This window comes from Autumnicola tepida, assembly GCF_031846485.1.
Lineage (GTDB): Bacteria > Bacteroidota > Bacteroidia > Flavobacteriales > Flavobacteriaceae > Autumnicola > Autumnicola tepida.
In genome coordinates this window covers 63,459-76,778 of sequence record NZ_JAVRHQ010000016.1, presented here as the reverse complement: position 1 = coordinate 76,778, position 13,320 = coordinate 63,459, and the positions used below count along the sequence as shown (strand labels likewise).

Genomic DNA, 13,320 nt, shown 5'->3' with positions numbered 1-13,320 from the left:
ATTATCCTTCTGCCGGCCGTGGGTTTCGCTCCACTGTTCTGCCTTTCGTAATTAGCAGGCTAATATCTTCTAAAATCAGGTAAAGGCAGGGGACAAGTACCAGGATAATAGAGGTGGCGAAAATAATCCCAAAGCCAAGGGAAATAGCCATTGGGATTAAATAAAAAGCCTGGCTGGAGGTTTCCATGATTATAGGGGTAAGTCCGCCAAAGGTAGTAAGTGTTGTAAGCATAATTGGACGGAAACGCCTCAGGCCGGCTTCATGAATGGCTTCATAAATACTTAATTTGTCCCTTTGCCGGTTCGCATAATCTATCATAATTAATGAATCGTTTACCACCACGCCAGATAATGCTATAACGCCCATCAGGCTAACCAGGGATAGATCGTAACCTAGAATTATATGTCCAATCACGGCGCCAACCACTCCAAAAGGAATAGCGGTCATCACAATTATAGGCTGGGTATAGCTGCTAAAAGCAATGGCAAGCAGGGCATAAATTAGCAACATGGCCATGGAGAATCCGCTCCAGAGAGAGTCTGTAGATTCCCGCATATCTGCCTGGCTTCCTTCAAAGCTCCAGGTAAGTCCTGGAAAATCTGCACGCAGCTGTGGCAGTTCTTCTTGTTGCATGGAGGCCAAAACACGGCTCACGGCATTGGCAGGCTCCACATCCATTCCTACATTAACAACCCTGCTGCCATCCCGCCTGTTAATAGAGGTGAATGCTTCCCGTTGTTCAATCCTTACCACATCCAGTAAAGGAACTTCAACACCATCTGGTGTTCTCACAATAAAATCCTCGAGATTTTGAATATCCCGCCGCTCTTCCAGGGGCAGTTTTACCCTTACCTCAATCTCATTGGTTCCTCTTAACTGCCGCATAGCCAGGGCACCAAAAAAGACATTTCTTACCTGGCGGCCCACTTCGTTAGAAGTCAGGCCAAGGTTTCGGCCAGAGGGAAGCAGCTTAAAGTCATACTGGAGTTTTCCTTTGTTGAAATTGTCACTTATATCCCTTGTGTTCTCAAAAGCTTCCATTCTTTCCATAAAAGCGGTACTTGCCTTTTCCAGAACATCGATGTTTGTATGGCTTAAGTCTACGCTTATATCCTGCCTTGCGCCGCCAGGACCCCTTTCAGCTTCAAAAGTAATCTGGTCTACCCCTTCTATATCCCCAATATTGTCACGCCATAAGGCAATAAGTTCCCGGGCGCTCATATCCCTTTCGTCCGGAGGGAGCATAACAATTTCCACATCAATAAAATTCTGCCCCCGCACATTGGTTTTTATACCTTCGGCAACTTCATAGAGATTATGTTCATCAAACATCTTTTGGGTGGAACGGGTAATATCCTCCGCAACCTTGGCGGCCTGGAATGGAGTGGTGCCTACCGGAAGCCGTACCCCTGCTTCAATTTCATCTGCAGCCACCTCTGGCATCATTATCATGCCCATATGGTCACTGTAGCCGTAGCCGCCAACTATAAGGAGCAAGGTTACCGCAGCACTTAATGTGATATAGCGGTATTTTAAACAAAGGTCCAGCAGCGGCCGGTAGTATTTATTAATAATACGGTCAAAGCCTTTGGCAAATGATTGCTGCCAGTTTTCAAGTTTCACGATCCAGCCTTTTCGCTTTTTTTCTGAAAGGTGTGCCAGGTGGGAAGGCAGGATAAAAAGTGCTTCCAAAAGTGAAACTGCCAGGATTACAATTACCACAGCAGGTAAAGGCCACCAAAACTTTCCGGTTTCCCCAGGCATAAACAATAGGGGTACAAAAGCGATAATGGTGGTAATAACGCTAAAGGCAACCGGTTTGGAAACATCCCTGGTCCCTTTTATGGCGGCGTCAATAAAGCCCATTCCCTGCTGCCGGTATTCGTGGATGTTCTCTCCCACAACAATGGCATCATCTACCACAATTCCCAGCACAACCAAAAACCCGAACATAGAGATCATATTGATGCTTAATCCAAAAAGCGGTAGAAAGATAATGCCTCCAATAAAAGAAATGGCCATTCCCATCATCACCCAAAACGCCAGCCGGTATTCCAGGAAAAGCGTAAGGATTATCAAAACAATGACTATAGCCATGATCCCATTTTCGGTAAGAAGGGAAAGTCGCTCCCGGTAATCTTCTGCCCGGTTGCTGTCAATGCGATATTGTACGCCGGGCGGCAATTGAAAATCTTCGAGAACCTCCTGGACTGTTTCTGCAATTTCCAGGGGAGACTGGTCCCCAATTCTAAAGATTTCCATATCTACGGAAGGGGTTTGGTTGAATTGCCCGTGGAAACCGGTTTCTTCAAAACCATCGTTAATACTGGCAATATCGGCGAGGCTTACTTTTGCCCCGGAAGAGGAGGAAACTATAGTGATATTTCCAAATTCTTCAGCCCATTGTTTTCTCTCCTGCATTCTAAGCAAAATTTCCCCCGACTGTGTTTCTACCGCCCCCGCGGGAACATCTTCGCTGGACTGGGCAATAATATCTGCCACCTGCCCCAGGGTTAAATTGTACTTTCTCAGATTATTCCGTGGGATTTCCACATGGGTTACATATTCCGGTACATTTCCTATTTCTACCTGGGTGATATTTGGGTTGCTCAGCAGGCGGTTCCGCAGCCGTTCAGCCAGTTGGCGGAGGGTCCAGATATCCACATCACCGTAAAGGCCAATTTCCATCACATCCCTTTGCCTGGATTGTAAGCTTACCTCCGGTTGTTCAATATCATCGGGGAAAGTCCTGATGCGGGTCACCGCCTGGTCTATGTCCTGGAAAGCCTTCATACGGTCTGTTCCCGCCACTAGTTCTATAGAAACATTTCCCGACCCTTCATTGGCAGTAGAAACAATTTCCTTGATTCCCTGGATGCCGCGCACCGCTTCTTCCACCGGCAGTAAAATTCCCTGTTCCACTTCAGCCGGGGCGGCTCCCGGATAAACCACATTCACATTTACAAAATCCAGCTGAAATTGAGGAAATACCTCTTTCTGAATTTTGAACATGGTCCATATCCCACCGCCTATCAAAATGATCATTAGTAAATTTGCGGCAATGGAATTCCTGGCCATATAGCCTATGGCGCCCTCTTTTCGTACTTTTTTGTCTTTTGATTTTTCCATGGCATTTATTCTTCCGTTCCTTCCATCTCTTCATTCCCTGCCGCAGTAGAATCTGCCGCCCTTCTGAGGTCCAAGCCTTCAGCTACTGTGCTTAAATTGGTGGTCACCACCAGCTCACCTTCCTCTAGTCCCTTACTGATATAGGCGTAATCAGCATCAGAAAGTAAAATTTCCACCTTCCGTATTACAAGCTTTCCTTTTTTCATAACCCAAACCGTCTGATTGCTGCGCACCAAATCACGATTAATACGCGCCACATCTTCTATTTCCTCCCCAATCATCTGCGCTTCCACAAAAGAGCCTATCATAAGTTCCGGCTTATCCTGCAGGCTGTCTGCCTGTGCCAAAGGATCTGGCACTTTAACCAGAATTCGTGCTAATCTTGTTTCGGCATCAAGCGCTCCCACCTGCTTATCTAAATATCCTGTGCGGAAAGCCTCTGCAGGCCAGGCAGTGGAGTTTATAATTTTTACCATAGAGCCTTTATCTTCTTCAGACCCTGGAAAATTAAGCCACTGGAGTTTTCCCACCGGCACGGTGAGATTGACCCAGTAGGAATTCGTGCCTACCAGCCGGCCAAGATTGTCCCCGGGAGCCACCTGTGAGCCTAAAGTCACATTCTGGCTAAGCACATGTGCATTAAAAGGGGCTTTTATAGTAGTACGCGCAAGGTTTAACCTGGCTTGTTCCACAGCTGCCTCGGCAGCCTTTATATTTCCTTTTACAGCATTAAGCTGAGGTTGCCGCAGCACAAGTGAACGTTCTTCCCGGGATAGCGTGTCGCCTCCAATTAACTGTAGGTCCTGCCGGGCTACTTGTTGGCGGCCCATTTCCATATCCAGGTTGGTCTGGGTCTGGAGCAGGTCACTTTTTCGCATTTCCAGGGTGTTCCGGTAATCTGAAGGATCTATTTGTAAAAGTATTTCTCCTTTTTTAACAAAACCACCTGGAGTAAAAGACTCATCCCGCCTTACAATTTGTCCTCCCACCAGCGGGCTCAGCATTACATCTTCCACCGGGCTTACAGTTCCCGTGGCAACAATCATTGGGCGGTAATCTCCTTTTTCTACCTTTACCACATCTACAAGCATGGCAGATTGCCTGGTGGCTCCTTCAGATTTTGCAGTAGGTTCTGTACTGAAAATTATAAAAGTCACTGCTGCACCCGCCAGGAGGATGGCCGCACAAATGATCACAATTTTTTTGGTACTCATAAATTTTTCTTTTTCAGTTATGGTGCTGCAGGTGATTCGGTTTCAAAACCTCCGGCCAGGGAACGATAAAGTGAAATTCTTATCTCCAGCAGGATTTGCCTTGCCTCAAGAATATCCCTCTGTAATTGCTGCTCCTGGTCCAGGGCAAGCAATACGTCCAGGTATTCTGTTATTCCATTAAGGAATTCCAGCCTTAATTGCCTGTTGGTTTTTTCAGCCAGCTCCAATCGGCTTTGCAGCACTTCCAGCTGCTCCTTTTGCTTTATTTCCCTTACGAGCGCATCTTCCACCTCTCTAAAAGCGGTGAGGACGGTTTGCCCATACAGGTATAACTGGCGCTGTTTTAAGGCTTCGGTACGGCTTACTTCAGCTCTTAAACGCCCTGCGTAGAGGAGCGGGGCCACAATATTTCCAGCCAGGGTATATGCCCAGTCCTGGAAGAGGTTGTTGTAATTATTGGAACGCATCTGCCCCTGGAGGTTTAGTGACAGCCGCGGAAATTTACTCCTTATGGCTTGTGCCATATCCCTGTCTGCGGCCAGGACCAGGTTGTAAGCCTGCAACACATCCGGGCGACGGCGAATTAATTCCAGAGGTAGGCCTGTTTCGGGAAGTGGAGGTAATTCCGGAAGGCTGTCCTGCGGAAATGCCGGTTCATTTTGCGGGGGTGTGCCTAATAATACAGAAAGTTCATTTTCAAAAAGCGCCACCTGGGTTTCATACTGTATTTTCTGATTCCGGGTACTCTCCAAAAGTTGTTGCTGCCTGAGGATATCAACCGCCCGTATCTGCCCGCCTACAAACCTTGCCCTTATAAGCCGCATAATATCTTCGTTGGTTTCAATTTGCTGGTTAGCCAGTTCCAGTTGAGCCCTTGCCGTAAGAAGCTGATACCAGGTGGTGCTGATTTCTGCTGAAAGGGTCATGGCAGCGGTCTGGTAGTCGTAAAAGGTAGCCTGGGCACGAAATTCTTCAGCCTCTATTCCAGACTGGATCCTGCCCCATAAATCTACCTCGTAGGAAGCCGAAAGCCCCAGTTGCAGATTTTCTCCCCCGGCAAAATCGGGTTGCGGGCGGCTAATCGCGCTACGGGCAGTAGCATCAATAGCTGGCCAAAGATAAGAAGATTCCCTTCGCACTACCGCCAGCGCTGCCTGAAAGGCTTCCCAGTTTCCTGCCAAAGCCAGGTTTTCGTCCAGCCCTTGCTTTACTAAGGCATTCAATCCGGGGTCTTCAAAAGAAAGCCACCATTTATCCGGAATAATTTCTGCCCCGCTATAGGAAAACTCTTCAGGCTCTTCTATGGGGGCTTCCACATTTTGAAGTTTTGGCGCACAGGAAAATATTCCGCAAAATGTAAGGCAGAATAGCGGCAGCCATAAGGATGGCCGGACTCTTTTTGAAATTTCTATACTTGTAATAATCGTTTTCTTAGTTTTTGGAAATCCTGATTTTCCCCTTCAGGAATTTTGGAATGTTTTCCTGTAAATTATTGTTATCGAGTTGCTTTTAGGAGCGATTTTTCTAAAGTTACATTTTTTTTGGATGTGGGCAACCGCTTTAAGATTTGTTAAAGGAGTGAAAGGAGAATGCTTGTTCAGAAGTGATTAATTTTTGTTGGTGGTGAGGAGTTGGTGGCTTTACGTACCTTTGCACAAAAATTCAAAAGTAAACCGCCGGGAATTGCCAATAAAGAAGTTAAACTCCATAATAAAATTGAGCAGATTGGTTATCTTCATTTTAAAGATGGGGACTTCGGGATTTTTTAGATGATAATTCTGAATAATAAAATAATACATGGAGCTATTTAACAGGCTGGGCAATCAATACCTGAAGAGGAGGTTATCTGATGTAGATAAAATGAAAGAAAATCCTTTAAGGACACAGGCGAAAGTTCTTGAGGATTTATTGGAAAAGGGCAAAAGAACTGCATATGGCCAGAAATATGGTTTTTCCGGTATTTCCAATCCATCCGATTTTAAGGAAAAGGTCCCGGTGGTAAACTATAACGATCTTACTTCTTATATTGAACGTGCGATGCAGGGTGAAAAAAATGTGCTCTGGCCCGGCCGAATGGAAAATTTTGCCAAATCTTCGGGTACTACAGATAGCAGGAGTAAACTTATTCCTGTTTCTGAGGAAGGGTTAAAAAATTGCCATTATCTGGGTGGCAGGGATATGCTGGCAATTTACCTGAGAAATAACCCTCATTCCAAATTAATCAGCGGGAAAAACATTTCTATAGGAGGAAGCCAGGAAGGCAGCCCGGGAATAGGGGAAAAACATTATTATACGGGAAATATTTCAGCTATTGTTATGAAGAACCTGCCATTTTGGGCGCAGCTTGGAAGGACTCCTGGCCTTAAAGTTGCGCTAATGAATGACTGGGAGAAAAAACTGCAGGCAATCACCGAGATTACATCCAGGCAAAAAATTACCAGCCTTGCCGGTTCGCCTATGTGGATATTGCTGTTGCTTCAGCATATACAAAAGGAGCAAAAATTTAAAGATGTAAGGGAAGTATGGCCGCACCTGGAAGTGTTTTTTCATGGTTCGGTTTCCTTTGCGCCCTATAAGCCGCTTTTTGAAGAACTGGATGGTTCTGGCTCGCTACGTTATCAGGAAATATATAATGCCACGGAAGGATTTTTTGGAATCCAGGATTTGACCGATGATACTTCTATGTTGCTTATGTTAAACTATGGAGTGTTTTATGAATTTATCCCTGAAGAGAACTTTTCTGACGAATTTCCTGAGACAGTAGCTCTAAGTGAGGTGAAAACCGGAAGGAAATACTCTTTGGTAATTTCCACAAATTCCGGTTTATGGAGGTATAAAATTGGGGACAGCATAAAATTTACTTCCCTGGACCCGTTTCGGTTTAAGATAATGGGAAGAACAAAGCACTGCCTGAATGTGTTTGGAGAAGATCTTTTTTCGGAACAGGGAGAAGCAGCCATCGCCAAAACCTGCAAAAGAACAGGAGCATTGATGAACAATTTTACAGTGGCGCCCTTTTTCTATAGCCAGGGAGAGAAAGGTTATCACGAATGGGTGGTGGAATTCAGGAAATCTCCTGACCGCCTTGAGGAATTTGCAGGAATCCTTGATGAAGAGTTGTGTGCGCTTAATGACGATTACCGCCAGAAAAGAAAAGCAGATACCGCTATAGATAAGCCCGTGGTGCGGGAAGTTCCTGAAGGAACATTTTATCAATGGCTTAAGAGCAAGGAGAAACTAGGGGGGCAGCACAAAATTCCTACAATGTCCAATAACAGGCAATTTGTGGAAGAAATCCTTAATTCTTTAAAGCCGTGTCTTAAGAAGAGCTAACAGCTAAATTCTGGACCTCCTTCAATTCCCGCCTGGTTAAATTTTCCCAGCTTTGGATATAATCTTCTTTATTTATGTTTTCATTAATTTCCAGATCGGGGTCCAGGGCTTTAAAAGCATCCAGCAATACATCAAACGGGCGGAAACCAGTAATTTGTACCGTGCGCTTACCATAGCTAATAAGAAGGGTAGGGAAACGGGTTATTCCCTTTATTTTTAAAGTCTCCAGGTCTTTTCGGAAAAGATCGGCAGCTTCATTGGAATGCATGGCTTTATTGAATAATTGGAGGTCCAGTATGTTTTTTTCCTGAAGCTTTCCTGCCGTATCAAAAATCACCTCTTTTTCACCAATATTCTGTTTGTTGATCATCACAGCTTCCCTGAGTTCCCTGAGCATTGCTTCTCCCGCCACAGCACTCTGCATTCCGGCTGCCTTTACAGCCATACAGGCGAGATAAGAAGTGTCTACAGGATTATGAAGCCACACCGTTTCATCTATATGCTGTCCGGTAGTGTGTTTGGCTTCCATCCAGAGCGGGCCCATCTGGGCTGGCCTGGAAATATTGTTCATAGGATCTTCAAAATGCTGCCAGTCATGCAATAACCCTCCCATTACGTAGCGGTAATGGAGACGGCCTTTAAGCAAATATCTTAATTTTCTTAGTTGAGGTTCCATTCCCCAGCTCCAGCAGCACAAGGGATCTGTATAATATTCAATGTAAAATTTGTCCGCCATAGAATTCTTAAAAAGGCCGCTTAGAGAATTTTATTCCAGAAGCAGAATTTACTATTTCTGGAATAAATAGATATTTCCCTTAAAGCGGCCAAACTAAATTAATATTTGCTCCATTGGGTAACGCCGTCTGGCATTGCAGCTTTTACCTCCTGGCTTTTTTTCTTGCTGAGCTCTTTGTTCTTTTTATCTACTTCTTCAAGGCTTCTGGAAGAAGTAGATTCGTGATTTTCTGTCATTCCTTTTGATTCCCTCACATGTGCAATAGGATCAGAAATATATTCCCAGGTTTCTCCCAGTTTTGGGCTTTTACCTTCATTCCATGGCCCGCGGATATCTTCACCGTTGGACAGGTTAAAATATTTGTTACTGTACCGTGGGTCGCTTTGCAGCACTCCCGGAGGGAAATTTGGCTCTATAGTTTCCAGCGCCGCCTGGAACATTTGGAAATGGGCAACCTCTCTGGTCATTAAAAACCTAAGAGTGTCTTTTACATGAGGGTCTGTAGTATGCTGCAGCAAATATTCGTAAACTATTTTTGCCCTTGATTCCGCGGCTATGTTGGAACGAAGATCTACCGTAAGGTCGCCATTGGCATTAATATAATTCCCGCTGAAGGGGTTTCCCTGGCTATCTACCGGTGCTACTCCGCCGCCGGTAAGGTTAAAGAACTGCGGGTTCATCATCGCCTGGTGAATATATTCTTCTTTGGAAGCCTGGCCTTTCATTAAGGACATGATCTCAGATTCCTCGGCGGCATTTTTAAGATCGCCGTTCACGCCTTTCAGCAACATCTGTATAGTTGCTCCCACGATTTCAAGATGGCTAAATTCTTCCGTGGCGATGTCCATAAGCATATCATACTTATCTGGGTGTACTTTCTTGGCAGAAAATGCCTGGGTAAAATATTGCAGGGCTGCGGCAAGTTCTCCATTTGCATCCCCAAATTGTTCCAGGAGCATACTGGCAAATCCGGGATCGGGCTTTGATACTCTGGCATTGTACTGTAATTCCTTTACATGATAAAACATAATTCTTCTGGTTTTAGTTTGAGAATTCCTTAAAGTTGAAGAAGAAAGGACAGTAGCCCCTGGGGAGAATCTACCTCTGTGTCTTTAAAATTAGAACATAAAGTGGGGCCAAAAAGTTAAATAACTTCTAAAGAAATGTTATTTAATTCCTTAGCCGTTTAAAAAAAAGGGAGAAAAATCATTGTACCGGGCTTAATCCTTTTGCGACAACCCCGTAGAAATAAAGAGAGAAAAAAGCAGATTGTTACTCTAAAAGTAGTGTGTAAATTGAAGAATATGAAGGTATGGAGACAAAGGCTAAACCTGCTGCTGCAGTGGCAAAAGCATCTTTTCAGTGAAAGCAAAGAGAAGTATTTCCTGATTTAATTTTCTAAAAGCGGATAAAAATCACCCCAAAGCACAGTTGTACTTTGGGGTGATTCGGAAAGTACAAAATTAGATACTTAAATTTCCTTTTTTTGCAGTAGCTCCTGCACAATCATACGATTGGCATAAGTCGTTTTCGTAATCTTCTCCCATGCTTCCAGACCAACAGCAGTGGCCAAACTTATTTCCTCCTGAATTTTCAGGATATTATGCATCTTCAGAGTCATTTGCTGCATTGGGGTAGAAAGGGAACGGAACATTTTTGTTGCGGCAATATGTTCCCTACGTAAATTTTCAGTTATTACCATATTGTGGGGCATTTTGTTGAAATCAGGAAGGCAAATGTAAAATCTTTCTCTATACCTTCACTATTCAATTTTCACTTTTTATTAACAGATTGTTAATACTCCAAAAGCATGCCGAAAAATGCATAATCTGAAGGGGTAGAAATAAAATCTCATAAAAACACGGATAATACATTCAAACAGTGGTTTAAAAGTTTAAGTAGATAGCGTGATTGCGTAGAAGCGGGGAAGCATTGAGATTTTTCCTGAAATGTGCCGATAAAAAAAGAGGCTGCCGGAATGTCCCTGCAGCCTCTTTAAGACAAATAATGAAAAGAACTTATGGTTTAACGGCAGAAAGCTTTACTTCTTCTCCTTCTTTGTTTAGAAGTTTCACTTCATCAAATCCCATTTCTTTAAATTGCTGAAACTGAGTGGCAGCATCTCCTACAACGAGATAAGCCATTTTTGACTCATCTAAATACTTGTTGGCAAGTTCTTTATGCTGTTCCAGGGTCATATCTCCAATTATTTTTTCTTCATTTTCAATGTATTTTGGATCCAGGTCATAAGCGCTCATTTCCTGAAGCATTCCAAGTAAAGATCCCTGGGTTTCAAAACGGCGGGCGTTAGATTTTATCAGCGCGTTCTTTGTAAATTCAAGATCGTCTTTGCTGATGCCGTCTTTATATTTGGCAATTTCGTCCCTGAAAATTTCTACAGATTCTCCGGTAGTATTTGTTCTAACACTTGAAGAGGCTGTAAAAGTCCCGGGAATTTTTGTTCCGCTAAAGCCAGATCTTGCTCCGTAAGTGTATCCTTTCTCTTCCCTTAAAATCAAATTCACGTTTCCTGAAAAAGAACCTCCTAATTTATAGTTCATCACCTCGGCAGGGAAGAAATCCTCATCTGTACGTGGAATGGCAATATACCCAATATTGATAACCGATTGTTTGGCATTGGGAACATCTACAAAATATAAAGAAGCTTTATCGCGCTCATTTTTAATTTCAAATTCAGGAATGTTTACCTCTTTAGCTTCCCAGTTTTCTTCCAAACCTTCTACGGCAGCTAAGGCTTCAGATTTGCTAACATCTCCCACCACATGAAAACGGCTAACGCTGGGAGAAAAGTTTTCATTATAGAAGTTCTTAAGATCTTCCATGGTAATGGATTCAACAGATTCCACTGTTCCTAAAGTTGGATAGGCAAGAGGGTGATCTTCTCCATAAAGAATTTTATTATACACGCGGTCTGCAATGACGTTTGGATTAGCGTCAGATCTTTTGATGTTGTTGATGGTGCTGGTTTTGATTCTGGCCAGTTCCTCTTCATCCCACCTTGGCTCCAGTAAAATTTCCTGGATAAGGTTCATGGTTTCCTGGAAATTACGTTTTAACGTATTACCACGAATCACTATAGACTCATCTGTAGTGTACATATAGATGTTTGCGCCCAGCAGGTCTATTTCCTCTTCCAGTTCTTCCGGCGTTTTACTGGCAGTACCTTCCATCATGATATCAGTCATTAAATTGGCAACGCCGTTTTTATCAAGATCATCCAGAAGATGCCCGCCGTCTATAACCAGGCTAAAATTTACCAAAGGCAGTTCATGCTGCTCAATTCCATAGACTTCCATCTGGTTGTCCAGATCCACTGTCCAGGATTCCGGAACATTTAGTGTTGGGGTTTCTCCCATTTCAGGCGGTACTGAACGATCAAATTCTGAAGGTGTTTTCTGGATTTCCTGTTCTGTTTCAGCTATTTCGGTTTCCACGTTTTCAGTGATTTCTTCTTCAACAACCTGTGCTTTTTCAGAATTTTCAGCAATAAGATCCATTTCTCCTTTAGGTACAAAACTGGTAAGTACAAAAGGCTTGTCTTTAATGTACTTATTGTAAACCCTCATCACATCTTCTTTAGTGACAGATTTGATGTTTTCGATATCTTCTTCAATAAAACCGGGATCACCGGCAAAAACATCATATTGGGCCAATTGAAAAGATTTGCCAAGCACGCTGCTTATTCCGTTGTAAAAATCGGTTTCCAGCCCGGCTTTAATGCGTTCAATATCACGTTCAGTAGCTCCTTCTTTTTCAAATAGGTCAAAAGCTTCTTCAATACCCGCTTCCACACTATCTAAATCTACCCCGGCATTAGCAGTAACCGAAATTCGGAATTTACCGGCAATCTGGTCTGCACTGTTATACGCATAAGGTTGGGAAGCCAGTTCTCTCTTCTTCACAAGAATTTTATAGAGCGGCGCTTTTTTACCGTCAGATAAAACCTGACCTAAAAAATCGAGAGCGTAGGCATCTTTGTTATACTGCTCTACCGCCGGCCACACCATATTTAACTGCGGCGCTGTGGCAAAATTATCTTCATGATAAAGGCGTTTGGTTTCATCAAGGGAAACTGTTTGTGTTTCCAATGGCTCCACTTCCTGGCGTTTTTTAATTTCCCCGAAGTATTTTTTCACCATTTCCTTTGTTTTGGACCTGTCGAAATCTCCCGCAATAACCAGAGTGGCGTTGTTTGGGCCGTAGAACTTATCATAAAATTCTTTAACATCTTCTACGGTGGCATTCTGAAGGTCTTCCAGCTCACCAATAACCTGCCAGCTGTATGGGTGCCCGTCAGGATAAAGGTTTTTGTCAATCACCCAGTTGGTATGGCCGTAAGGATTATTGTCCACACGCTGCCGCTTTTCGTTTTGCACCACTTCCTGCTGATTGGCAAAAGCAGACTCTGTAACGGTGTTGATTAAATATCCCATACGGTCAGATTCCAGCCACATCACGGTTTCGAGGGCATTTTTTGGAACAACTTCATAATAAACCGTTCCGTCCTGCCAGGTACCCCCGTTTAAAGTACCGCCGGCATCCTGAATTTTCTTAAAGAACTGGTCTTGCGGAACATTTTCAGATTCCTGGAACAGCATATGCTCAAAAAGGTGCGCGAATCCGGTGCGGCCTTTTTTCTCACGGTTAGATCCCACGCCATACTGAATAGCCACAGAAACAATAGGATCTGATTTGTCCTGATGGAGAACAACATTAAGCCCGTTATCGAGCTCATACTTTTCGTAATCGATTGATAAACCTGCATCTGCGTTATCATTTTTGTCTTCCTCTTTATCATTACAGGAAACAAAACCAACTAGAAGCAATGACAGCATGAATACCATCGGTTTAAATTTGATGTTTGTCATTGAAAATTTTTTAAGTTA

8 protein-coding genes are annotated in these 13,320 nt (G+C 43.6%); 1 reads left to right on the top strand and 7 read right to left on the bottom strand.

Annotated features, from left to right (window positions below; genetic code table 11):
* Position 1: 1 nt before the first annotated feature.
* Genes RM553_RS13120 through RM553_RS13110 form a run of 3 tightly spaced genes read right to left on the bottom strand, consistent with a single transcriptional unit; the run spans position 2 to position 5,660 of the window.
* Positions 2-3,130 carry an efflux RND transporter permease subunit gene (locus RM553_RS13120; protein ID WP_311535396.1) on the bottom strand — a complete coding sequence of 1,043 codons (3,129 nt, stop codon included), beginning with the start codon at positions 3,128-3,130 and terminating at the stop codon, positions 2-4.
* A gap of 5 nt (positions 3,131-3,135) precedes the next feature.
* Entirely contained in the window at positions 3,136-4,344 is a 1,209-nt protein-coding gene (locus RM553_RS13115) for an efflux RND transporter periplasmic adaptor subunit (RefSeq protein ID WP_311535395.1), read from the bottom strand.
* Positions 4,345-4,361: 17 nt separating this feature from the next.
* Positions 4,362-5,660 carry an efflux transporter outer membrane subunit gene (locus RM553_RS13110; RefSeq protein ID WP_311535394.1) on the bottom strand — a complete coding sequence of 433 codons (1,299 nt, stop codon included), beginning with the start codon at positions 5,658-5,660 and terminating at the stop codon, positions 4,362-4,364.
* A gap of 481 nt (positions 5,661-6,141) precedes the next feature.
* Here RM553_RS13110 and RM553_RS13105 point away from each other — a divergent pair, with 481 nt between their 5' ends.
* Positions 6,142-7,677 (top strand): GH3 auxin-responsive promoter family protein, encoded by a 1,536-nt coding sequence (locus RM553_RS13105; RefSeq protein ID WP_311535393.1) that lies wholly within the window; start codon positions 6,142-6,144, stop codon positions 7,675-7,677.
* On the opposite strand, the gene RM553_RS13100 is transcribed toward RM553_RS13105, so the two are convergent.
* From RM553_RS13100 to RM553_RS13085, 4 genes are all read right to left on the bottom strand, one after another.
* Positions 7,664-8,413, bottom strand: a complete 750-nt coding sequence (locus RM553_RS13100) for a DsbA family protein (RefSeq protein ID WP_311535392.1) — start codon at positions 8,411-8,413, stop codon at positions 7,664-7,666. The two genes, RM553_RS13105 and RM553_RS13100, sit on opposite strands and share 14 nt — an antisense overlap.
* Before the next feature lie 98 nt (positions 8,414-8,511).
* A complete protein-coding gene (locus RM553_RS13095) occupies positions 8,512-9,441 on the bottom strand; it encodes a manganese catalase family protein (RefSeq protein WP_311535391.1) in 930 nt (309 codons plus the stop codon).
* A gap of 443 nt (positions 9,442-9,884) precedes the next feature.
* A complete protein-coding gene (locus tag RM553_RS13090; RefSeq protein ID WP_311535390.1) occupies positions 9,885-10,115 on the bottom strand; it encodes a hypothetical protein in 231 nt (76 codons plus the stop codon).
* A 316-nt stretch (positions 10,116-10,431) separates the two neighbouring features.
* Positions 10,432-13,302 (bottom strand): M16 family metallopeptidase, encoded by a 2,871-nt coding sequence (locus RM553_RS13085; RefSeq protein WP_311535389.1) that lies wholly within the window; start codon positions 13,300-13,302, stop codon positions 10,432-10,434.
* Positions 13,303-13,320 lie beyond the last annotated feature (18 nt).

Bases quoted from the DNA above. Each gene is read 5' to 3' on its own strand.
- RM553_RS13120 (WP_311535396.1), bottom strand. From the start codon at position 3,130: ATGGAAAAATCAAAAGACAAAAAAGTACGAAAAGAGGGCGCCATAGGC.
- RM553_RS13115 (WP_311535395.1), bottom strand. From the start codon at position 4,344: ATGAGTACCAAAAAAATTGTGATCATTTGTGCGGCCATCCTCCTGGCG.
- RM553_RS13105 (WP_311535393.1), top strand. From the start codon at position 6,142: ATGGAGCTATTTAACAGGCTGGGCAATCAATACCTGAAGAGGAGGTTA.
- RM553_RS13100 (WP_311535392.1), bottom strand. From the start codon at position 8,413: ATGGCGGACAAATTTTACATTGAATATTATACAGATCCCTTGTGCTGC.
- RM553_RS13095 (WP_311535391.1), bottom strand. From the start codon at position 9,441: ATGTTTTATCATGTAAAGGAATTACAGTACAATGCCAGAGTATCAAAG.
- RM553_RS13090 (WP_311535390.1), bottom strand. From the start codon at position 10,115: ATGGTAATAACTGAAAATTTACGTAGGGAACATATTGCCGCAACAAAA.
- RM553_RS13085 (WP_311535389.1), bottom strand. From the start codon at position 13,302: ATGACAAACATCAAATTTAAACCGATGGTATTCATGCTGTCATTGCTT.